The organism is Streptomyces sp. MUM 2J (assembly GCF_022414535.1).
In the GTDB taxonomy this organism is placed as follows: Bacteria; Actinomycetota; Actinomycetes; order Streptomycetales; family Streptomycetaceae; genus Streptomyces.
In genome coordinates this window covers 22,357-43,190 of sequence record NZ_JADWYM010000020.1, presented here as the reverse complement: position 1 = coordinate 43,190, position 20,834 = coordinate 22,357, and the positions used below count along the sequence as shown (strand labels likewise).

General features: G+C 72.9%; 16 protein-coding genes. 5 read left to right on the top strand and 11 right to left on the bottom strand.

Annotated features, from left to right (window positions below):
- Window positions 1-47 precede the first annotated feature (47 nt).
- The 3 genes from I3F54_RS17765 to I3F54_RS17755 form a co-directional block, all read right to left on the bottom strand.
- Complete coding sequence (locus I3F54_RS17765) at window positions 48-956, bottom strand: sugar ABC transporter permease (protein WP_240119786.1); 909 nt, start codon at window positions 954-956, stop codon at window positions 48-50.
- A gap of 16 nt (window positions 957-972) precedes the next feature.
- Window positions 973-1,923, bottom strand: coding sequence for a carbohydrate ABC transporter permease (locus I3F54_RS17760; protein WP_240119785.1), 951 nt, complete (start codon window positions 1,921-1,923; stop codon window positions 973-975).
- Window positions 1,924-2,023: 100 nt separating this feature from the next.
- On the bottom strand, window positions 2,024-3,304 hold the full coding sequence (locus tag I3F54_RS17755; RefSeq protein WP_240119784.1) for an extracellular solute-binding protein: 1,281 nt from the start codon (window positions 3,302-3,304) through the stop codon (window positions 2,024-2,026).
- Between the two features lie 394 nt (window positions 3,305-3,698).
- Here I3F54_RS17755 and I3F54_RS17750 point away from each other — a divergent pair, with 394 nt between their 5' ends.
- From I3F54_RS17750 to I3F54_RS17740, 3 genes are all read left to right on the top strand, one after another.
- Window positions 3,699-4,733: a LacI family DNA-binding transcriptional regulator gene (locus I3F54_RS17750; protein WP_240119783.1), complete on the top strand. Its 1,035-nt coding sequence runs from the start codon at window positions 3,699-3,701 to the stop codon at window positions 4,731-4,733.
- A 199-nt stretch (window positions 4,734-4,932) separates the two neighbouring features.
- Window positions 4,933-5,838, top strand: coding sequence for a phosphatase PAP2 family protein (locus I3F54_RS17745; protein WP_240119782.1), 906 nt, complete (start codon window positions 4,933-4,935; stop codon window positions 5,836-5,838).
- Window positions 5,839-5,881: 43 nt separating this feature from the next.
- Window positions 5,882-6,756, top strand: a protein-coding gene (locus I3F54_RS17740; RefSeq protein ID WP_374205936.1) for an IS5 family transposase whose coding sequence is annotated in 2 segments (ribosomal slippage) — window positions 5,882-6,275 and window positions 6,275-6,756 — 876 coding nt in all. Because the reading frame shifts where the segments join, the coding sequence is not laid out codon by codon here.
- 132 nt (window positions 6,757-6,888) lie between these two features.
- Here the strand turns inward: I3F54_RS17740 and I3F54_RS17735 are convergent.
- The 8 genes from I3F54_RS17735 to I3F54_RS17700 form a co-directional block, all read right to left on the bottom strand.
- Window positions 6,889-9,894, bottom strand: a complete 3,006-nt coding sequence (locus tag I3F54_RS17735) for a bifunctional [glutamine synthetase] adenylyltransferase/[glutamine synthetase]-adenylyl-L-tyrosine phosphorylase (protein WP_240119781.1) — start codon at window positions 9,892-9,894, stop codon at window positions 6,889-6,891.
- A 507-nt stretch (window positions 9,895-10,401) separates the two neighbouring features.
- Window positions 10,402-11,073, bottom strand: coding sequence for a GntR family transcriptional regulator (locus I3F54_RS17730; protein ID WP_240119845.1), 672 nt, complete (start codon window positions 11,071-11,073; stop codon window positions 10,402-10,404).
- A 51-nt stretch (window positions 11,074-11,124) separates the two neighbouring features.
- Window positions 11,125-12,126 (bottom strand): proline racemase family protein, encoded by a 1,002-nt coding sequence (locus I3F54_RS17725; protein ID WP_240119780.1) that lies wholly within the window; start codon window positions 12,124-12,126, stop codon window positions 11,125-11,127.
- 17 nt (window positions 12,127-12,143) lie between these two features.
- A complete protein-coding gene (locus I3F54_RS17720) occupies window positions 12,144-13,049 on the bottom strand; it encodes a dihydrodipicolinate synthase family protein (protein ID WP_240119779.1) in 906 nt (301 codons plus the stop codon).
- Window positions 13,046-14,482 carry an NAD(P)/FAD-dependent oxidoreductase gene (locus I3F54_RS17715; protein WP_240119778.1) on the bottom strand — a complete coding sequence of 479 codons (1,437 nt, stop codon included), beginning with the start codon at window positions 14,480-14,482 and terminating at the stop codon, window positions 13,046-13,048. The genes I3F54_RS17720 and I3F54_RS17715 overlap by 4 nt, the downstream gene beginning before the upstream one ends.
- Entirely contained in the window at window positions 14,479-14,814 is a 336-nt protein-coding gene (locus I3F54_RS17710; protein ID WP_240119777.1) for a (2Fe-2S)-binding protein, read from the bottom strand. The genes I3F54_RS17715 and I3F54_RS17710 overlap by 4 nt, the downstream gene beginning before the upstream one ends.
- Window positions 14,811-16,010, bottom strand: coding sequence for an FAD-binding oxidoreductase (locus tag I3F54_RS17705; protein ID WP_240119776.1), 1,200 nt, complete (start codon window positions 16,008-16,010; stop codon window positions 14,811-14,813). The genes I3F54_RS17710 and I3F54_RS17705 overlap by 4 nt, the downstream gene beginning before the upstream one ends.
- A 62-nt stretch (window positions 16,011-16,072) precedes the next feature.
- Complete coding sequence (locus I3F54_RS17700) at window positions 16,073-18,439, bottom strand: collagenase (protein ID WP_240119775.1); 2,367 nt, start codon at window positions 18,437-18,439, stop codon at window positions 16,073-16,075.
- A gap of 154 nt (window positions 18,440-18,593) precedes the next feature.
- Here I3F54_RS17700 and I3F54_RS17695 point away from each other — a divergent pair, with 154 nt between their 5' ends.
- Both I3F54_RS17695 and I3F54_RS17690 read left to right on the top strand, forming a co-directional pair.
- Window positions 18,594-19,985, top strand: a complete 1,392-nt coding sequence (locus I3F54_RS17695) for an aminopeptidase P family protein (protein WP_240119774.1) — start codon at window positions 18,594-18,596, stop codon at window positions 19,983-19,985.
- A 99-nt stretch (window positions 19,986-20,084) separates the two neighbouring features.
- A complete protein-coding gene (locus tag I3F54_RS17690; RefSeq protein ID WP_240119773.1) occupies window positions 20,085-20,558 on the top strand; it encodes a carboxymuconolactone decarboxylase family protein in 474 nt (157 codons plus the stop codon).
- The last annotated feature ends 276 nt before the right edge of the window (window positions 20,559-20,834 follow it).

The following is a 20,834-nucleotide window of genomic DNA, read 5'->3' as shown; positions in this document are numbered from 1 at the left end:
CGCCTACCCGCGCGTTGGGGCGCGCGGGAGCCCTCGGCTGACGGCGGTCAGCCCTTGGTGCCGCCGGCGGTGAGGCCGGTCACCAGGTTCTTCTGCACGAGGTAGAAGAAGGCGGAGACCGGTATCGCGATCAGCACCGCGGTGGCGGCCATCAGGTTGCGCTGGGCGTCGTGCTCGCTGACGAAGCTCTGCAGGCCGACGGCGAGCGTGTACTTGCTGTCGTCCAGCATGAACGTGGTCGCGAAGGCGACCTCGCCGAAGGCCGTGATGAAGCTGTAGAAGCCGGCGACGGCCAGGCCCGGGCGGGCCAGCGGCAGGATCAGCCGTGTGAACGTGCCGAAGGGGGTGAGTCCGTCGACGCGTCCGGCCTCGTCGATCTCGAACGGGATGGTGTCGAAGTAGCCCTTGAGCAGCCAGGCGCAGTACGGCACCGCGGTCGAGCAGTAGATGAGGATGAGGCCGAGGTAGCTGTCGACGAGCTGGAGCTCGGACAGGATCTGGTACATCGGCACCATCAGCACGGCCACCGGGAACATCTGCGTGATCAGCAGGATCCACATGAACTTGCGGTAGCCGGCGAAGCGCATCCGCGAGACGGCGTAGCCGGTGGTGGCGGCGATCATGACACCGATGATGGTGGTACCGAACGAGACGATCATCGAACTCTTCAGCCAGTCGAAGAAGTTCGTGTGCTGGAGCACGAAGGAGTAGTTGTCCAGCGACATCTTGCCCCAGATCTTCCCGGGGTGCAGGTAGTCGTCCTTGTCCGGCCCGAGGGAGAGGAAGACCAGCCAGGCGACCGGGAAGAGGGCGATCATGCTCGCGACGATCAGCAGGCCGTGGGAGGCGACGGTCAGCGCGGGTCCGCGCCGGCCGCGCTCACGGGCCTTGTGGGGCGGGGCCGCCGCGGCGGTCGGGGCCACGCCGGCGGAGTTCGGGGCGGTCGTGGTGCTCATGAGGGGAACTCCTGCCTCAGATCGCGAGCTGCTGCTCGTTGCGGTTGAGCCAGCGGCGGTAGAAGGAGGTGAAGACGACGAGGATGGCCAACAGCAGGATGCCGTAACTGGCGGATTCGGCGAACTCACGCGGCTGCTGTCCGAAGCCGAGGAAGTAGGCCCAGGTGACGAGGATCTGGGCGTCCGGTGCGGAGTTCTTGCCGAACAGCAGGAAGATGACGGCGAACTGGTTGAAGGTCCAGATGATGCCGAGCAGGACGACGGTGGAGCTGACGGTCCGCAGGCCGGGCAGGGTGACGTAGCGGAACCGCTGCCAGGCGCTGGCGCCGTCCATCTCGGCCGCCTCGTACAGCGTGGCGTCGATGGACTGCAGGCCGCCGAGGAGCGAGACCATCATGAACGGGACACCGCACCAGGTGTTGACCATGATCGCGGCGAACCGCTGCCAGAACGTGTCCTCCAGCCAGCCCGGCGCGGGCAGGTGCAGGAAGTCCAGGAAGGCGTTGATGACGCCGCCGTCGGCGAGCATGATGCGCCAGCCGAAGACGGTGACGAAGGTGGGCACGGCCCAGGGGACGATCAGCATGAGCCGGTAGAAGGTCCGGCCGCGCAGCTTCTGGTTGAGCAGCAGGGCCAGGCCGAGGCCGATCGAGTAGTGCAGGGCGACGCAGAGCGCCGTCCACACGATGGTCCAGACGAAGTGCGACCAGAAGCGGTCGTAGGCGGTCGGACCGAAGAGGATGTCCTTGTAGTTGTCCAGACCGATGAACTTGTAGGTGGCGTCGATGTGGTTGACGCCGATCGTGCGGGCGGTGTTGAGGCTGTCGGCGTCCGTGAGCGTGAGGTAGACGCCGTACACCAGGGGATACAGCACGAGGACGCCGAGCACGACGGCCACAGGCGCGATCATGGCGTAGGCGTACCAGTTCTTCTGGTAGCTGTGCTTGAGACGTTGGACCACGGTCATGGTTCTCGGCACCTTCGGAAAGATCAGGGAGTACGGCGCACAGCCGGCGGCCGCCGGACCCCTCCCCCTGCTCGCGGGGAGATCCGGCGGCCACCCGGGCTCACTTGCTGTAGTCCGGCACCAGCTTGGCGATGGCGACCTCGGCGTTGCTCAGGCCCTTGTCGAGGGTCTCCTTGCCGCCGGCGATCTTCGGGAGCTCGGTGTCGAGCGGGCCCCACAGCGAGCTGTACTCCGGCAGCGCCGGGCGCGGCTGGGCGGCGGGCAGGACCGTCTGGTAGCCGGCGATGCCCGGGTCGGCCTTGACCTCGGCGGTGTAGGCGTCGTCGCGGGTGGGCAGGGTGGAGTTCTTCAGCGCGATCTGCGTCTGGGACTTCGCGGAGGTCATGAAGTTGACGAACTTCAGCGCGGCCTTCTGGTGGGCGGCGTCCGAGCCGGCGTAGACCGACAGGTTGTGGCCGCCGGTCGGGGCGCCGGCCTTGCCGCTGGAACCGGCCGGGACGGTGGCGATGCCCAGGTTGTTCTTGTCCTGGAACGCCGAGCCCTTGTAGAAGTTGGTGATCTCCCACGGGCCCTGGATGATCGCGGCGACCTTGCCGTTGACGAACGCGTCCTGGATGTGCGCGTAGGCGTCGGCGGTGGTGTCGGCCTTGTGCAGGCCCTTGCCGTCGAACGTGCTCAGCCAGGTGCCGTACGCCTTCTTCGCGGCGTCCGAGTTCACGGTGATCTTCTTGGCGGACGCGTCGACCGTGTCGGTGCCCTCGCCGTACAGGAACGACTGGGCGTAGTAGGCCTGGGTGGAGCCCCAGTAGCCGTCGACGCCCGTCTTGTCCTTGACGGCGGCGGCGTCCTTCTTCAGCTCGTCCCAGGTCTTGGGGGCCTCGGTGATCCCCGCCTTGGCGAAGAGCGCCTTGTTGTACACCAGCGCGAGGGTGTCGGTGACCAGCGGCACGCCGTAGGTCTTGCCCTCGTACTGGGCCTGCTCGATCAGGTTGGGCTGGAACTTGTCCTTGTCCGCCAGCGCCTCGGTGCCGTCCAGCGGCAGGAAGTAGCCCTTCTTGGCGAAGGCGGGCGTCCAGCCCACCTCCGAGCGCAACACGTCCGGCGCCCCCGAGGCGCCGGCGGCGGTGTCGAACTTGTTCTGGGCCTGGTCGAACTGGACGTTGACGTACTTGACCCTGACGTCCTTGTTGGCGGCCTCGAACTCCTTGATCAGAGCCTGGTAGGTCGGCGCCTCGTTGGTCGCGTTCGAGGTGTCCCACCAGGTGATCGTGACCGGTCCGTCGGCCTGGTCGCCCTTGTCGCCGCTGTCACTGCCGCCGCAGGCCGTCGCCGCCAGGGCGAGGGACGCCACGAGCGCGGAGGCCGCTATGCCACGCCGCATGAGTTCTCCTTGAGGGTGAAGCCCGAGTGGTGCAGGGGGGCCATCCCGTTGTGCCGTCCCTGCCGACTTGCCGACCGCGTCTTCGCCGCCGTCGGGCGACTCGGAACGTAACAGCCATGTAAGCGGCGCGAAAGACCTTGCAGAAAAAAAACGCAAGTTATCTCGGAAGTTACCCGGGCGTGATCGGGCCTCGACCAGCGCGAGACCACTGTGAGACTGTGGTATCCGATGGATCGCGCAGGCAGAACAGGCTTGTGCAAGGTCCTGCAAGTTCTTGCCGTCGATTGCACTAGGGAGTGCAATGCCGCAGCAGCCCGCCGCGGGCCGTCCGACCGCCCGCACCCGGCGCCCGATTGGTGCGCGAGGAGCCGTCCGGCCGGTACAGTCCGGTGCCGTGACCACACGGCTTGCCGACATCGCTGCGCAGGCGGGGGTGAGCGAAGCGACCGTCAGCCGGGTCCTCAACGGGAAGCCGGGCGTCGCCGCCACCACCCGCCAGTCCGTGCTGGCCGCGCTCGACATACTCGGCTACGAGCGCCCCGTACGGCTGCGCCAGCGCAGCACCGACCTGGTCGGGCTGATCATCCCCGACCTGGAGAACCCCATATTCCCGGCCCTGGCACAGGTCATCGGCCAGGCACTGACCCGCCAGGGCTACACCCCCGTACTGGCCTCCCAGCCGCCCGGCGGGTCGACGGAGGACGAGCTGACGGAGATGCTCGTCGACCGCGGGGTGTCCGGCATCATCTACGTCTCCGGGCTGCATGCCGACACCACCGCCGACATGCAGCGCTACGAGCAGCTGCGGGCCCAGGGCGTGCCCTTCGTCCTGGTCGACGGCTTCTCCCCGAAGGTGCAGGCCCCCTTCATCTCCCCCGACGACCGCGCGGCCATGACGCTGGCGGTCACGCATCTGGCCTCCCTGGGGCACACCCGCATCGGCCTGGCGCTGGGCCCCAAGCGGTTCGTGCCGGTCCAGCGCAAGATCGAGGGCTTCGTGCGCGCCGTGCAGGACCAGCTCGGCCTGGCCCCGGAGACGATCGAGGCGGAGCTGATCCAGCACTCGCTGTACACCCTGGAGGGCGGGCAGGCCGCCACGTTGGCGCTCATCGAGCGGAACTGCACGGCGGTGGTCTGCGCCAGCGACATGATGGCGCTGGGCGCGATACGGGCGGCCCGGCAGCGGGGCCTGGAGGTCCCCCGGGACGTCTCCGTCGTGGGCTTCGACGACTCCCCGCTGATCGCTTTCACCGACCCGCCCCTGACGACGATCCGCAAGCCGGTGCCGGCGATGGGACAGGCCGCGGTGCGCACCCTGCTGGAGGAGATCGGCGGGACGCCCGCCCCGCACAGCGAGTTCGTGTTCATGCCGGAGCTGGTGGTGCGCGGGTCGACGGCGGCGGCACCCGGGGACCGCAACCGTCCCTAGGGCCGGGCGCCGCGCGGCGGGCGCCACGTCGGTGGCAGGTCCCTGACGCGCCCCGCCCCGTCCCGTCCCCTCGCCGTGTCACGGAGTCGGGGGACTTGCGCGGCAGGCCCTAACTCCCCCATAACATGCAGAAGGTGCGGTACGGACCCGACCAGAGGATGATCGGTGACAGAAGGCTTTTCTGGCAGACTCTGTGCTCATGGGTGAGACGACCGTGACGACTGCGGAGGGCCGCGAAGAGGCCGTTCGGCGGTCCGTCGCGGCCGAGCCGCAGCGACGACTGATGACCCGGCTGCGCACACCGCGGGCGCCGCGGCTGTGGTTCGAGATCCTGCTGATCGGCGTCAGTTACTGGACGTACTCGCTCATCCGCAACGCGGTACCCGAGCAGCGGGGTCAGGCCCTGCGCAACGCCGACTGGATCTGGAAGGTCGAGCACCACCTGGGCATCGCGGTGGAGCAGCCCGTCAACCACGCGGTCAACTCCGTGTCGTGGCTGATCGTGGGCATGAACTACTACTACGCCACACTGCACTTCGTGGTGACGCTGAGTGTCCTGGTGTGGCTGTTCCGCAGCCATCCCGGCCGCTACGCCGCGACCCGGCTGGCCCTCTTCGCGACGACGGTCGTGGCCCTGGTCGGTTACTACCTGTATCCACTCGCGCCCCCGCGGCTGATGACCGGCAGCCACTTCATCGACACCGTGCTGGTCCACCAGACCTGGGGCTCGATGGCCTCGGGCGATCTGAAGCACATGTCCAACCAGTACGCGGCGATGCCGTCGATGCACATCGGCTGGTCCCTGTGGTGCGGCCTGACGATCTTCGCCCTGGCGTCGGTGCCGTGGGTCCGCGTGCTGGGGCTGCTGTACCCGGTGGCGACCCTGCTGGTGATCGTCGCCACCGCCAACCACTTCTGGCTGGACGCGGTGGGCGGCATCCTGTGCCTGGCGTTCGGGTTCGCGGTGGCATGGCTGTGGTACGGGGCGCTGCCGTACGCGCTGCCCCGCTCGGTGACCAGGCGGCCCGGCCCGGCCGACCGCCGCCCCTCCCCCGGCCTCTCCCTGCGCCGCCGCCTCCCCCAGGGCCCGCAGGAACGCCCCTAGGGCGTGTTTCAGAAGTGGATCTTGATGTGTCATGATCCACTTCATGGGGAGGCACGATCTGACGAATGCGCAGTGGGCGAAGCTGGCGCCGCTGCTGCCGGTGGGGAAGAAGCCTGGACGGCCGCCGGTGCACACCAGGCGGCAGTTGATAGACGGCATACGCTGGCGTACCCGCGCTGGTGCTCCCTGGCGGGACGTGCCCGAGCGGTACGGCCCGTGGCAGACGGTGTACGGCTTGTTCCGGCGCTGGCAGCGGGACGGCACGTGGCACCGCATCTTCGAGCAGTTGCAGGTCCGGACAGACGCCGAGGGACTGATCACCTGGGACGTCTCGGTGGACTCGACCATCGCCCGAGCCCACCAGCACGCGGCGGGTGCCCGCAAAAAGGGGATCTGCAGGTCGAACCGCCGGGCGGTGTCTTCACCGAGCCCGACGACCACGGCCTCGGACGATCCCGGGGCGGGCTGACGACCAAACTCCACCTGGCCGTTGAGCAGGCCCAGAAGCCGATGTCGCTGGTGATCACGGCCGGGCAGCGCGGTGACTCCCCGCAGTTCCAGGTGGTCCTGGGCCGTATCCGGGTGCCCAGGCTCGGCCCGGGCCGCCCGCGTACCCGGCCGGACAAGGTTCGTGCCGACAAGGCGTACGGCTCCCGCGCGAACCGTGCTTACCTGCGCAAGCGCGGTATCCGCTGCACGATCCCGGAGAAGCGCGACCAGATCGCCAACCGCAAGAAGCGCGGTTCCCGCGGCGGCCGGCCGCCGAAGTTCGACGCCGCGGATTACAAGGAGCGCCACGCGGTTGAGTGCGGGATCAATCGCCTCAAGCGTCACCGTGCGGTGGCAACGAGGTACGACAAGCTCGCCGTTCGCTACGAAGCGACTGTGCTGGTCGCAGCCATCAACGAGTGGCTGTGACCAGCACTTTCGAAACACGCCCTAGGGTGCTGCGGCGGTGCCGGCTCACGGACCGCCGCCTGGATCGCGCGGACCGGGACCGGGTCCCGGTCCTCCCGCACGACCACGTCCGGGTGACGGCTGCCGGGCCGCCTACCGGTCCCCGGCCCCGTAGAACAGCGTCTCCACCACGCTCCGCGCGCGGCGCGCCGTGCGCCGGTAGGCGTCCAGCATGTCGCCGGCGTGCCCGGGACCGTGGCCCAGGCAGCGGCCGACCGCGGCGAGTTCGCGGCCGTCGGTGGGAAAGGTGTCGCCGGCCCGGCCGCGGACCAGCATCACCGCGTTGCGCACGCGGGTGGCCAGCACCCAGGCCTCGTCGAGGGTAGCCGCGTCCTCGTCGCCGATGAGCCCGGCCGCGCGGGCGGCGGCCAGGGCCTCGCGGGTCCGGGTGGTGCGCAGTCCGGGCACCTCGGCGGCGTGCCGCAGCTGGAGCAGCTGCACGGTCCACTCCACGTCGGACAGGCCGCCCGGTCCGAGCTTGGTGTGCAGTTTGGGGTCGGCACCGCGCGGCAACCGCTCGGACTCCATCCGCGCCTTGAGCCGCCGGATCTCCCGAACGGCCTCCTCCTCCAGGCCGCCGGGCCGGTAGCGCAGCGGGTCGATCAGCTCGATGAAGCGGCGTCCCAGGTCCTCGTCGCCGGCCACCGGCTCGGCCCGCAGCAGGGCGTGCGACTCCCAGATCAGGGACCAGCGGCGGTAGTAGGCCTCGTACGACCTCAGGGTGCGCACCAGCGGGCCGGTCCTGCCCTCCGGACGCAGGTCGGCGTCGATCAGCAGCGGCGGGTCGGAGCTGGGGATCTGCAGCAGACGGCGCATCTCGGCGACGACCCTGTTCGCGGCCTCGGCGGCCTCCCGCTCGTCGACACCGTCGCGCGGCTCGTGCACGAACAGCACGTCGGCGTCCGAGCCGTAGCCGAGCTCGTGCCCGCCGAAACGGCCCATGCCGATGATCGCGAACCGGGTGGGCAGGGTGTCGCCCCAGCCGCCCCGGACCACGGCGCGCAGGGTGCCGGCGAGGGTCGCCGCGGTGAGGTTGGAGACGGCGCCGCCCACCCGGTGCACCAAGGCGCCCTGGTCGGCCTCGGCGGGCTGGGTCTCGGTGCCGTAGGAGCCGACGATGTCGGCGGCGGCCGTGCGGAACAGTTCCCGGCGGCGCACACCGCGGGCGGCCGTGACGCCCTGCGCCGCGTCGTCGGCGCGCCCCACCGCTGCGAGGATCTCCTGCTCCAGGTGGACCCGGGAACGCGGTTCGAGGCCCCCTCCGTCGCCGTCGCCGAGCAGGGCGACCGCCTCCGGTGCGCGCATCAGCAGGTCGGGCGCGAGGCGGCCGGCCGACAGCACCCGTGCCAGGTTCTCGGCGGCGGCGCCCTCGTCCCGCAGCAGCCGCAGGTACCAGGGGGTCTTGCCCAGCGCGTCGGAGACCTTGCGGAAGTTGAGCAGTCCGGCGTCGGGGTCGGCGGAGTCGGCGAACCAGCCGAGCAGCACGGGCAGCAGGGTGCGCTGGATGGCGGCCTTGCGGGTCACGCCGGAGGCCAGTGCCTCCAGGTGCCGCAGGGCGGCGGCCGGGTCGGCGTAGCCGAGCGCCACCAGGCGTTCGCGGGCCGCCGCGGCGCTCAGCCTGGCCTCACCGGACGGGAGCTGGGCGACGGCGTCCAGCAACGGCCGGTAGAAGATCTTCTCGTGCAGGCGCCGCACGGCGGAGGTGTGCCGCTTCCACTCGCGGGTCAGCTCCTTGACCGGGTCGGTGCGCAGGCCGAGGGAGCGGCCGATGCGGCGCCGGTCCGCTTCGCTCTCCGGGACCAGGTGGGTGCGGCGCAGCCGGTGAAGCTGGATGCGGTGCTCCATGGAGCGCAGGAAGCGGTAGGCGTCGTCGAGCTGGACGGCGTCCGCGCGGCCGACGTAGCCGCCGGCGGCGAGGGCCTGGAGCGCGTCCAGGGTGGTGCCGCTCCGGAGCGAGGCGTCCGTCCGCCCGTGCACCAGCTGCAGCAGCTGCACGGCGAACTCGACGTCCCGCAGGCCGCCCGGGCCGAGTTTCAGCTCGCGCTCGACCTCGGAGGCGGGGATGTTCTCCACCACGCGGCGACGCATCTTCTGCACGTCGGAGACGAAGTTCTCCCGCTCGGCGGCCTTCCACACCATCGGCTCCACGGCGGCGACGTACTCCTCGCCCAGCTCCGGGTCGCCCGCGACCGGGCGGGCCTTGAGCAGGGCCTGGAACTCCCAGGTCTTGGCCCAGCGCTGGTAGTAGGCGAGGTGGCTGGAGAGGGTGCGGACAAGCGGCCCGTTCCGGCCCTCGGGCCGCAGGTTGGCGTCGACCGGCCAGATGGAGCCCTCCACCGTCGTCTCCGAGCAGATCCGCATCATGTGCGAGGCGAGCCGGGTCGCGGCCCGGAGCGCCTTGAGCTCGTCCGCGCCCTCGACGACCTCGGCGACGAAGACGACGTCCACGTCGGAGACGTAGTTCAGCTCGTGTCCGCCGCACTTGCCCATGGCGATGACGGCGAGCCGGCACAGCGCGGCGTCCTCGGGCGCTCCGGCCCGGGCGAGGGCGAGGGCGGCGCGCAGGGTCGCGGTGGCCAGGTCGGCGAGTTCGGCGGCGGTCTGGGCGACGTCGGTGGTGCCGCACACGTCGCGCGCGGCCACGGACAGCAGGCAGCGCCGGTAGGCGATGCGCAGGCCCACCGGGTCGCCGGCCTCCGCCAGGCCCCGTTCGAACTCCTCCACCCCGGGATGCAGGTCGTACGGCTCGTACATCACCAGCGCCTGCCAGTCCTGCGGGTGCCGGGCGAGGTGGTCGGCGAGCGCGGCGGAGGCGCCGAGCACGCCGAGGAGCCGGTCCCGCAGCGGTTTGGCCGCTATCACCGTGTCGAGGAGTTCGCGCCGGGCGGTGGGGCCGGGCTGGGCCTCCAGCAGCCGGACCAGGCCGTGCAGGGCGAGATCGGGGTCGGCGGTGGCGCCCAGGGCCTCCAGCAGCACCGGGTCGTTGCGGACGAGGGCCAGCTCCACGCTGTCCAGCAGCCGCTCGGCGGCCGAGGGATCGGTGAATCCGTGCCGCAGCAGCCGTGTGAACGTACTGCTTCTGCGCCCCGGCGCCGTCATCCCCGGCCTCCCGTTCGTCGAGGTCGTCCTGGCCAGAGCCTATCCGGAGGGGCTCCGGCAGGTACTGCCGAGTTCAGCAGGCGGACGGCGGGGCGGACGGTGCCCGGATCCGGCCGGGCCGCAGGACCGGGCGCGTCACCCGGTGCCACGGGGGCCTGCCCTCCTCCGGCCTGCGGTTTCGCGCCGCGGTGGTCGCACGGCCGCGCGGCGGACCGGGGCGGAGTGCCAGAGCCCGGATGCGGGGAGCGACCAACGCAACCGCGGGGGCCGCCCGGCGGGCGAAGGAGGCGGAGGCGGAACCGCGCGGGTGGCCGCTCACGGTGCGGACGGATCCGGCACCTGCCGGGCCACACGGGCACCACCGGCACCGGTCCGGGGTGCGGCTTCGGTGCCCTGTCCCCGGGCATCCGGCGGAACATACGGCCCGGGCGCGGCATCCCCGCCCCGGCAGCCGCGGGTGCCGTCGTCCCGGCGCCGGGGCTCCGGGACTCCGGGACTCCGGGGCGGTCAGGAGTCCTCGGACGCCCAGATGGAGCGCACGTGGCCGAGGTGGCGGGACATCAGGGCCTCCGCCGCCGGTGCGTCGCCCGCCAGCATCACGTCCAGCAGTTCCAGGTGCTCCCCGGCGGAGGCGACGAGCAGGCCACGTTCGTCCAGGGCGGTCAGTCCGTACAGACGGGACCGCTTGCGCAGGTCCCCGACCGTCTCGACCAGGCGGTCGTTGCCGTGCAGGGCCAGCAGGGCCAGGTGGAAGCGGCGGTCGGCGTCGAGGTAGCCGATCAGGTCGTGCTCCCGCGCCGCGGCCACGATCTCCTGCGCGACCGGACGCAGCGCCTGGAGCTGCTCCCGCGCCGCCGAGCGGGTGACCGCGCCCACCGTCGGCACCTCGATCAGCGCCCGCAGCTCGCTGTACTGGTCGAGGTCCCGTTCGCTGACCTCGGTCACCCGGAAGCCCTTGTTGCGGACCGGCTCGACCAGCCCCTCCCTGACCAGGTCGAGCATCGCCTCCCGCACCGGCGTCGCGGAGATGCCGAAGTCGGCCGCGAGCGCCGGAGCCGAGTAGACCCGGCCCGGCTGGAGTTCCCCGGAGATCAGCGCGGCGCGCAGGGCGTGGGCCACCTGGTCGCGCAGGCGTTGCTGCGCGGTGATGAGGTTGGCATGTTTCAGGTGGCCACCCATGGTGTCTGCCTCCGGGGCTGGGGTGTTGCGTGGGTTCACTTCGCGGGCACCTCAGAGTAGGAAACCGGCGGGGAACGGATCGTCCGGGTCCAGGAAGTACTGGGCGGTGCCCGTGATCCAGGCCCGCCCGGTGACCGTCGGGACGACGGCCGGCAGCCCGGCGACGGATGTCTCCCCCACGAGTCGGCCGACGAACCGCGTGCCGATGAAGGACTCGTTCACGAAGTCGGCGCCGAGCGGGAGTTCGCCGCGCGCGTGCAGCTGGGCCATGCGCGCCGAGGTGCCGGTACCGCACGGCGAGCGGTCGAACCAGCCCGGGTGGATCGCCATCGCGTGCCGGGAGTGCGTGGCGTCGGAGCCGGGCGCGGTCAGGTACACGTGCTTGAGTCCGGCGATCTGGGGGTTGCCGGGGTGCGCCGGCCGGTCGGCGGCGTCGATCGCCGCCATGATCGCGAGTCCGGCGGCCAGCAGGTCGTCCTTCCGGGCACGGTCGAAGGGCAGGCCCAGCGCGTCGAGGTCGACGAAGGCGTAGAAGTTGCCGCCGTAGGCGAGGTCGTAGGCGACCTCGCCGTGGCCGGGCACCTCCACCGTGCGGTCCAGGGCCACGCTGAAGGCGGGCACGTTGGTGAGGGTGACCTCCCGCGCCGCACCGTCCGCCACCCGGACGTCGACCGTCACCAGCCCGGCGGGCGTGTCCAGGCGGACCGTGGTGACGGGTTCGACGACCGGCACCATGCCGGTCTCGACGAGGACGGTGGCGACGCCGATGGTGCCGTGCCCGCACATCGGCAGCGCACCGGACACCTCGATGTACAGGACGCCGTAGTCGGCGTCGGGCCGGGTGGGCGGCTGGAGGATGGCGCCGCTCATCGCGGAATGGCCGCGCGGCTCGTACATGAGGAGGGTGCGCACGTGGTCGAGGTGGTCGACGAGATGGCGGCGCCGCTCGGCCATGGTGGCGCCGGGCAGCACACCGATGCCGCCGGTGATCACCCGGGTGGGCATGCCCTCGGTGTGCGAGTCGACGGCGTGGTAGACGTGTCGGGTGCGCATCGCCGGTTCCCGGGCGGTCAGTCGAGACCCTCGGCGAGGGCCTTCTCGGTGGCGGATCGGACGGCGGCGGCCTGCTCTTCGGCGAGTGGGGAGCGCGGCGGCCGGGTGGGGCCGGCCGGGAATCCGGCGATCTCCATGGACATCTTGATGGCCTGCACGAACTCCGTCCTGGAGTCCCAGCGCAACAGCGGGTGCAGGGCCCGGTACAGCGGCAGCGCGAGGTCGAGGTCGTGGTCGACGGCGGCCCGGTACAGGGCGAGGCAGGCTCCGGGCAGGGCGTTGGGGTAACCGGCGATCCAGCCGACGGCGCCGGCGAGGGCGAGTTCGAGGGCCACGTCGTCGGCGCCGATGAGCAGGTCGAGGCCGGGGGCCAGTTCGGCGAGCTGGTAGGCGCGGCGCACGTCGCCGCTGAACTCCTTGACGGCCACGATGTGCCCGTCGGCGTGCAGCCGGGCGAGCAGTCCGGGCATCAGGTCGACCTTGGTGTCGTAGGGGTTGTTGTAGGCGACGACGGGCAGACCGGCCGCGGCGACGGCGGCGTAGTGGGCGCGCACGGTGGCGTCGTCGGCGCGGTAGGCGTTGGGCGGCAGCAGCAGCACGGAGCCGCAGCCGGCCTCGGCGGCCTGCTCGGCCCACCGCCGGGACTCGGCGCTGCCGTAGGCGGAGACGCCGGGCATCACCCGGGCGCCGTCGCCTGCCGCCTCGACGGCGACGCGGACGACACGGGCGCGCTCGTCGTCGGTGAGGGTCTGGTACTCGCCCAGGGAACCGTTGGGCACGACGCCGTCGCAGCCGGCGGCGATCAGGCGGGCGACATGCCCGGCGTAGGCGTCGTAGTCGATGGTGAGGTCGTCGCGCAGCGGCAGCGTGGTGGCGACCATGACGCCGTGCCAGGGGTGCCGGCGGGTGTCTGCGGAGGTCATGCTGAGGGCTCCTCGGTCGGTGCGGTGGGATCGTGGTCGACGGGCAGGGCGGCCAGGTGGCGCAGGGGAACGGGGCAGGACAGCGGTCGGCGGTCGGCGGCCGGAGGGCCCCCGGCGAGGCGGGCGACGGCGGGGCCGCACACGCGTCCCTGGCACCAGCCCATACCGGCGCGGGTGAGCAGCTTGACGGTGCGGGTGTCGTGGGCGCCGTACTCGGTGACCGCGGTGCGGATCTGCCGGGCGGTGACCTCCTCACAGCGGCACACCTCGGTGGGGTCGTCGAGCCAGCCGGCCCAGCCGGGGCCGGGCCGGTGGACGGTGGCCATCGCGTCGGCGAACGCGCGCAGCCGGTCCCGGCGGCGGGCGAGGTCGGCGGTGCGGCGCGGGTCGCGCGGTGTGCCCCGCAGGGCGTGGGCGACGGCCCCGGCGGCGATCTCGCCCTCGGTCACCGCGAGGTCGGCGCCGCCGACACCGCAGGACTCCCCGGCGGCCCAGACGCCGGGCACGGAGGTGGCCTGGCCGGCGTCGACGGTGAGGGCGCGGGTGTCGTCGGGAGTGCGGCGGGTGGTGCAGCCGAGGCCGGTGGCGAGGTCCAGTTGGGGGACGAGGCCGTGGCCGACGGCGAGCGCGTCGCAGGGGATGCGGCGGCCGGTGCCGGGCACGGGCCGCCAGTCGCGGTCGAGGCGGGTGACGGTGACGGCCTCGACGCGGGTGGTGCCGTGGGCGGCGGTGACGGCGTGCCGGGTGAGCAGCCGGGTGGTGCGGTGCAGCAGGGCGGCCTGGTGCCGGGCGCCTTCGGCGAGCTTGGCGGGATTGCGCAGCAGGGTGGGCAGGGCGCGGGCGTAGGCGGTGTAGGCGGCGGCCTCGGCGACGACCGGGACGCGGGCCCCGGCGGCGGCGAGCGAGCCGGCGACGGCGAGCAGCAGCGGTCCGCTGCCCGCGACGACGACCCGCCGGCCGGGCAGCACGAGCCCGGACTTGAGCATGGCCTGCGCGCCGCCCGCCCCGACGACGCCGGGCAGGGTCCAGCCGGGGAAGGGGAGTTGGCGCTCGAAGGCGCCGGTGGCGAGCAGCACGGTCCGGGCGTGCACGGTGGCGGGCGCCTCGTCGGGGCCGGCGACGGCGTGCAGATGCCAGTGCCCGTCCGCCCGTCCGACGGTCCACACGTGGTGGCCGGGCAGGTGGGTGACGCGCCCGGCGTCCCGCTGGGCCTGCAGGCGGCCGAGCCGGTCGGTGAAGTGCCGCCAGCCGTGGTGCAGGGCGGCGGGCCGGGCGGCGCCCAGGCCGGGTGCGGGGTGGCGGTGGAACTGGCCGCCCGGCCGCTCCCCGGCGTCGAGGAGGGTGACGGTCAGGCCGAGGCCGGCGGCGGTGACGGCGGCGGCGAGCCCGGCGGGGCCGGCGCCGACGACCGCGAGGTCGGCGGGGGGCGTCATGAGCGGCCGCCCTCCCCGGCCGGGTGGTGTCCCGTGCCCTGCTGGGTGGTGACCGTGTCCCCGGGCCGTACGGCGACCAGGCACGCACGCTGGTTGGGGCGGCCGTTGACGGTCGCCAGGCAGTCGTGGCAGACGCCGATCGCGCAGAACGCCCCGCGCGGTGCCCCGCCGCCGCGGGTGGTGCGCCAGGAGGTGATCCCGGCGGCCCACAGGGCGGCGGCCAGCGTCTGGCCAGGCAGGGCGGTCAGGGTGCGGCCGTCGAAGGTGAAGGTGTACGGCGGTTCGGGCTGGGCCCGCACCAGGCGGAGCGGGGTGCGCGGCGCGCGGCTCATGAGGGGGCTCCTGGGGTCGGGGCGTCGTCCGGTGGCGGGAAGCGGCCGGGGCTGAACGGTTCGGCGGGCACCGGGGGCCGGGCGCCGGTCAGCGCGGCGGTGACGAGCAGGCCCGTGGCCGGGGCGAGGCCGATGCCGGCGCCCTCGTGGCCGCAGGCGTGGTGGAGGCCGGGGACGCGGGGGTCGGGGCCGATGGCGGGCAGGTGATCGGGCAGGTAGGGGCGGAAGCCGCAGTAGGCGCGGATCGCGTGGGTGTCGGCCAGGACGGGGAAGAGGGCCGTGGCCTGGCGGGCGAGGCGGCGCAGGGCCTCGGGCGAGAGGGTGCGGTCGAAGCCGACGCGTTCGCGGGTGGCACCGATGAGGACGGGGCCCGCGGGGGTTCCCTCGACGACGGCGGAGGACTGCAGGCCGGCCGAGCCGCTGGCGACGTCCGCGATGTAGTCGGCGGCGTAGACCTTGTGGCGGATCAGGCCGGGCGGAAGGGGTTCGGTGACGAGGACGAAGCCGCGGCGCGGCAGGACCGGCAGGTGGGTGCCGGCGAGGGCGGCGATGCGACCGCCCCAGGTACCCGCGGCGTTGACGACGGCACCGGCGTGGAGGTCGCCGCGCGGGGTGCGCACACCGCGTGCGGCGCCGTGCGCGTCGGTGAGGACGGCGGTGACCTGTTCGCCGAGCCGGACGAGGGCGCCGGCGCGGCGGGCGGCGCGCAGCAGGGCCGCGGCGGCACGGGCGGGCTGCACCTGGGCGTCCTGGGGATAGTGGAAGCCTCCGGCCGGTCCGGGGGCCAACTGTGGTTCGAGTGCGGTCAGTTCGCCGGCGGCCAGCTCGTGCGTCTCGACGCCGGCCGCGCGCTGGCCGGCGGCGAAGGCGCGGAGCGCGGTGAGGGCGGTCTCGTCGGGCGCGACGACGAGACCGCCCTTGGGTTCGTGTTCGATCGCGTCCTCGGGCGGGAGGCGGGTGGCGAGTTCACGCCAGAGCCGGAGGGAGAGCAGGGCGAGGCCGAGTTCGGGTCCCGCCTCCTTGTCGGAGACGAGGAGGTTCCCCTCGCCGGCTCCGGTGGTGCCGCCGGCGACGGGGCCGCGGTCGACGACCGCGACGGAGAGGCCGGCGCGGGTGGCGTAGTACGCGCACGCCGCTCCGACCACTCCGGCGCCGATGATCACGGCGTCCAGGGGTGCGGGCTGTTTCGTGGGCACGTCAGTAATATTTCACATGGTACTGACCCTCCACAAGACCTCCCGCGGCTCCTCGCCGACCGCTACGACCGGCGCAACGGCCCCTCGCAGCGGTAGTCCGACGTCCCGCCCCTGCCGTCGGTCCAGATCTCGACCTCCCCGAAGGAGCAGTTCATGTCGGCCAGGTTGGGCGAGGCGGGAGCGGCCCGGTCGAGCAGGAAGCCGTCGACGGTCTCCGACATGTCCCGGAAGACCCGGTCGGCACTGCCCGCGTCACCGAGCCGGGCCGTGATCCGGCCGGTGCAGACGAAGCGGGGCATGGCCGCGTCCCCGTTCGCCGTGCAGGCCGGGTCGGTGTAGGTCGCCCCGGCGAAGGTGGCGCGCACGGCGTCCGCGGTGGTCTCCCGCAACCGGGCCTCGGGAACGTGGGCGGTGTCGGGCACGTACAGGTCGTCGACGCGGGCGATCTGCCGGTCCAGGAAGGCGTCGTAGCCCTGCTGGAGCGCGGCGTCGCCGCCCACGCGGTCGCGCCAGGCGTCGAACGAGGCCGGGTCGTCGGCCCGCAGGTACCGGTACATCTCCCGCAGCAGGGAGGGGTGTTCGCTCCACAGGTACTCGAAGAACGTGCCCGCGTAGTCGTAGAAGCGGAAGCCGTCGCCGTCGTAGGTGGCGTGCAGCAGCCGGTCGACGCTCATGCGGGGGCCGCCGCCGGCGGTGTCCCGGATCACGCCCTGCACCAGGGACCTGCGGACGGCGACCCCGTCGTCGCGGGTGGAGCCGTCGAAGAACTCGGCGGTGCCCTCGTCCATGGCGGTGGTGCGGTCGTCCTGGTACCAGGGGCCCTCTCCGAAGTAGCCGGGCACCGCCCAGCGGCCGTTGAGGTAGTGCACGTACTCGTGCCGGAACAGTTCCTCCAGCGTCAGCCGGGAGTCCTGGGGCACGCGCCGCTGATAGGTGTAGAAGGTCGCGCCGCGCTCGATGTAGATGCCGCCGTTGCTGGTGCCCATGCCGGTGAGCAGGGGGTGGTAGTTCTCGTAGTCGGCGCGGGAGGCGTACAGCACGACCGTCAGCACGCGGTTGGTGTCGCCCGCGAGCGGCTCCCGGGTGCCGAGCACGCGGTGGAACTGTGCCTTGACCTGCTTGCTCGCGTAGTAGAGCTGGTCGACGGTGGCCCGGTCGAGGGCGGTGCGGACCTTCAGGGCACCGTTGTCGTAGGTGAAGGTGTGCGGGAACAGCCGCCGTTCGATGTCGTCCTTGCACACCGCGTACGGCGCGCAGGCCTCGTAGTGGATGAGCCAGGACACGACCTTGGCCCAGGGGGCGCTGCCCCGGCCCCAGTCGCGGGTGACGGCGGGCAGGAGGGTGCCGAGGTCGGAGACGATGCCGCTGCGCAGGGAGCCGATCTCGCCGAAGCGGGCGTACTCCGACAGGGCGTCCCGGACGGCCCACGCGTTCGGCGTGCCCTTGAGGTGGGTGTGGCCGGCGAAGCGGCGGAAGGCGTCCCGGTAGGCGCCGTCACGGGCGACGAGGGCCCGGAAGGCGGTGTCGTGGTTGCCCGCGTACAGGCCGAGGTAGTTGACGCTGAGCGCGGCGAGCGCGGCGCCGCCCCAGGAGGGGTCGGCGTAGGTGTCGGTGTGGTAGCGGTTCAGGGTGGCCAGCACCTTGCGGATCAGGCCGAGCTGGGACTGGCGCAGGCCGGGCGCGCTGCCGGTGTAGAGGGCCTCGCGGAGGGTCTGGGCGTTGCTGCGGGTGGCGTCGAAGGTGTGCGCCGCGGTGCCGAAGTAGTACACGGCCCGCCGCACGGCCTCCAGGGTCGGGGCGTCGGTGACGTCGATCTCGTCGCGGGAGAAGTCGTGGTACACGACCGCGTGCAGGTAGGTGAACATCTCCAGCAGGTGGCTGGAGTCGCGGCCGTCGTGCCGGTCGGCCAGCCCGGTGATCCGGTGGGCGACGGCCTGGACGTGGGCGTCGTCCATGACGGGCGCGAGGCGGGCGTCCCAGGTCCACAGGATGCCGCCCAGGCATCCGTCGGCGGTGACGGCGGGATCGGCCAGGAAGTCGGCGAAGCGCTCGGGGTCCAGGCCGGTGACGCCGTCGAGCGTGCAGGCCGCGGAGGCGTTCAGAGCGGCGGGGTGCGGCGTCTGCCCCGGGACGCGCCCACCGGGGCGTCTCCCGCCGGGGGCCTGGGCGACCAGGCTGACGGCGGTCGGCGCCGTGTCGAGGCGGGCCACCTCGTCGTGCGGTGAGCGGCCCGGGGCTCCCGCCGGCGCGGCCTGCGCGGCTCCGGCGCTGCCGCCCGGTCCGGGTTGCGCGGTTCCGGTGCGGTCGTGCGGTGCTGCGGCGGGCGCGCCGGCCGTGCCGAGCAGTGCGGCGGTGACCGCGGCGGCGGCCAGGGCGGTGCGCAGGGATCTGCGCCGGGATGGGACGGACAGGCGTGGTCGATGGAACACCTGCGGCTCCTCGTGTGTGGGGAGTGGCTCGATGTGGGGCACGCACGCCGATCGGCCAGTTTGAGGCGTGCATGCCACTGCCATGTGAGCTGTAACATAGTAATGTGAAATTGCACTGACAACCCCTCAGCAATTCTCACTTCCGGGAGCCGTCATGCCCGACAGCACCACGCGCCTGCGCGTCGGCAGTCACGACCTGTCCGTCTCCACCGAGTTGGCCCGCTCCATGAGCGGCGACTGGGATCCTTCGCCGCTGCCGGCCGACGCCCGGGTCCCCGCCCGCGCCGTCACCCCGGCCCGCCGCGCCCGGCTGTCGGCGCGGTTCCCCGGCGAGCGGCTGGTCGTCCCCGCAGGCGAGTTGAAGGTGCGCTCCAACGACTGCGACCACCGCTTCCGGCCGTACAGCGCCTACGCCTGGCTGACCGGACTCACCGGCGAGGACCAGCCGGGAAATGTGCTGGTGCTGGAACCGTCCGGGGCGCACGACCACGAGGCCGTGCTGTACACACGCCCCCGTTCACCGCGCACCGGCCGGGCCGGGCGGCCTGCCGACGCCTTCTACCGGGACCGGCGGCACGGGGAGTTCTGGGTCGGCCGGCGCCCCGACCTGACCGAGGCCGAGCGCCTCACCGGGATCCGCTGCGCCGACCTCGCCGAGCTGGGCGAGCGCCTGCCGCCCGGCCGCGAGCCGTCCACCGACCCCGAACTGGCCTCGGCGCTGTCGGAGTTGCGCCTGATCAAGGACGACTGGGAGACGGCCCAGCTGCAGCTGGCGGTCGACCGCACGACGGCCGGCTTCGAGGACGTCGTGCGGGCCCTGCCGCGCGCGCTCGCCCACCCGCGCGGCGAGCGCTGGATCGAGGGGGTCTTCGGGCTGCGCGCCCGGGCCGAGGGCAACGGCACCGGCTACGAGACGATCGCCGCATCCGGCGCCCATGCCTGCGTCCTGCACTGGACCCGCAACGACGGTGCCCTGGACCCGGCCGAGTTGCTGCTGCTCGACGCGGGCGTGGAGACCGACACCCTCTACACCGCCGACATCACGCGCACCCTGCCGCTCTCCGGCCGCTTCACCCCCCTCCAGCGCCAGGTGTACGAACTGGTCCTCGCCGCGCAGGAGGCGGGCATCGCCGCGCTGAGGCCGGGCGCCCGGTTCCGCGACTTCCATGCCGCCGCGATGCGGGTGGTCGCCGAAGGACTGGCCGAGTGGGGCGTCCTGAAGGACGCCGAAGGCGACCTGCACCGCCGCTACACGCTGTGCAGCAGCGGCCACATGCTCGGCCTCGACGTGCACGACTGCGCCCGGGCGCGGGCCGGTGCGTACCTGGACGGCGTCCTGGAGGAGGGTCAGGTCCTGACCGTCGAGCCCGGCCTGTACCTCCAGCCCGACGACCTCACCCTGCCGCCCGAGCTGCGCGGCATCGGCGTCCGCATCGAGGACGACCTGGTCGTCACCGCCGGCGGCGCCCGCCTGATGTCCTCCGCGCTGCCCCGGACGCCGGACGCCGTCGAGGAGTGGATGGGCGCCCTGCTGGAGGGCCGTTGAGCCGCAGGTGACCGGCGTCACAGCGAGAAGCCGTCACACCGCGCCGGGCCGTTCCGTCACCCAGGTGTACACGCCAGCACGACGACGGAGGAACACCGCATGGACGCCCGCCTGAACCTCATGGACAACGCCTTCGCCGGCCGGCTGCTGAGGCACTTCAACTCGGCCGGCAAGGCGATCGCGGACTCGGCGCTGCCCCAGGCGACCCAGAACCTGGTGCTGCTGCGCGCCAGCCAGATCAACGGCTGCGGCTTCTGCACCGACATGCACAGCAAGGACGCCGCGGCGGCCGGCGAGGACGCCGTGCGCCTGGCCCTGGTCGCGGCCTGGCGGGAGGCGACCGTGTTCACCGAGGCCGAGCGCGCCGCCCTGGAGCTGACCGAGGAGGCCACCCGCATCGCCGACGCCGCGGGCGGCGTCCCGGACGGCGTCTGGGAGAACGCCGCCGAGCACCACGACGAGGACCAACTCGTCGCCCTCGTCGGCCTGGTCGCCGTGATCAACGCCTTCAACCGCCTGAACGTCACCGTTCGTCAGCCGGCCGGCTGGTACCAGCCGGGCATGTTCGCCTGACGCGCCCGCGGGCGGCCGGCGCGGGGCGCGGCGGCGGTGAACGGGGTGTGCCCGGCGCCGGGCGCGGCAGGAACGGGGGTGTGCCCGGCGCCGGGCGCGGCAGCGGTGGACGGGTGGCGCGCGACGCGGATGTCCGCTTCGGTGGAGAGGGGCGACGGCGTCACCGGCCCGTACGGGGCGGACCGGCGGCGGTCACGGTGCCGGACGGCGCGCCGCCGGGCGGTGCCGTGATCCGACGGGGCTCCGCGCGCCGCCGCACCGGGCGCCGACCGGCCG

Bases quoted from the DNA above. Each gene is read 5' to 3' on its own strand.
- I3F54_RS17725 (WP_240119780.1), bottom strand. From the start codon at position 12,126: ATGCGCACCCGACACGTCTACCACGCCGTCGACTCGCACACCGAGGGC.
- I3F54_RS17745 (WP_240119782.1), top strand. From the start codon at position 4,933: ATGGGTGAGACGACCGTGACGACTGCGGAGGGCCGCGAAGAGGCCGTT.
- I3F54_RS17730 (WP_240119845.1), bottom strand. From the start codon at position 11,073: ATGGGTGGCCACCTGAAACATGCCAACCTCATCACCGCGCAGCAACGC.
- I3F54_RS17735 (WP_240119781.1), bottom strand. From the start codon at position 9,894: ATGACGGCGCCGGGGCGCAGAAGCAGTACGTTCACACGGCTGCTGCGG.
- I3F54_RS17765 (WP_240119786.1), bottom strand. From the start codon at position 956: ATGAGCACCACGACCGCCCCGAACTCCGCCGGCGTGGCCCCGACCGCC.
- I3F54_RS17755 (WP_240119784.1), bottom strand. From the start codon at position 3,304: ATGCGGCGTGGCATAGCGGCCTCCGCGCTCGTGGCGTCCCTCGCCCTG.
- I3F54_RS17720 (WP_240119779.1), bottom strand. From the start codon at position 13,049: ATGACCTCCGCAGACACCCGCCGGCACCCCTGGCACGGCGTCATGGTC.
- I3F54_RS17710 (WP_240119777.1), bottom strand. From the start codon at position 14,814: ATGAGCCGCGCGCCGCGCACCCCGCTCCGCCTGGTGCGGGCCCAGCCC.
- I3F54_RS17695 (WP_240119774.1), top strand. From the start codon at position 18,594: ATGCCCGACAGCACCACGCGCCTGCGCGTCGGCAGTCACGACCTGTCC.
- I3F54_RS17690 (WP_240119773.1), top strand. From the start codon at position 20,085: ATGGACGCCCGCCTGAACCTCATGGACAACGCCTTCGCCGGCCGGCTG.
- I3F54_RS17760 (WP_240119785.1), bottom strand. From the start codon at position 1,923: ATGACCGTGGTCCAACGTCTCAAGCACAGCTACCAGAAGAACTGGTAC.
- I3F54_RS17715 (WP_240119778.1), bottom strand. From the start codon at position 14,482: ATGACGCCCCCCGCCGACCTCGCGGTCGTCGGCGCCGGCCCCGCCGGG.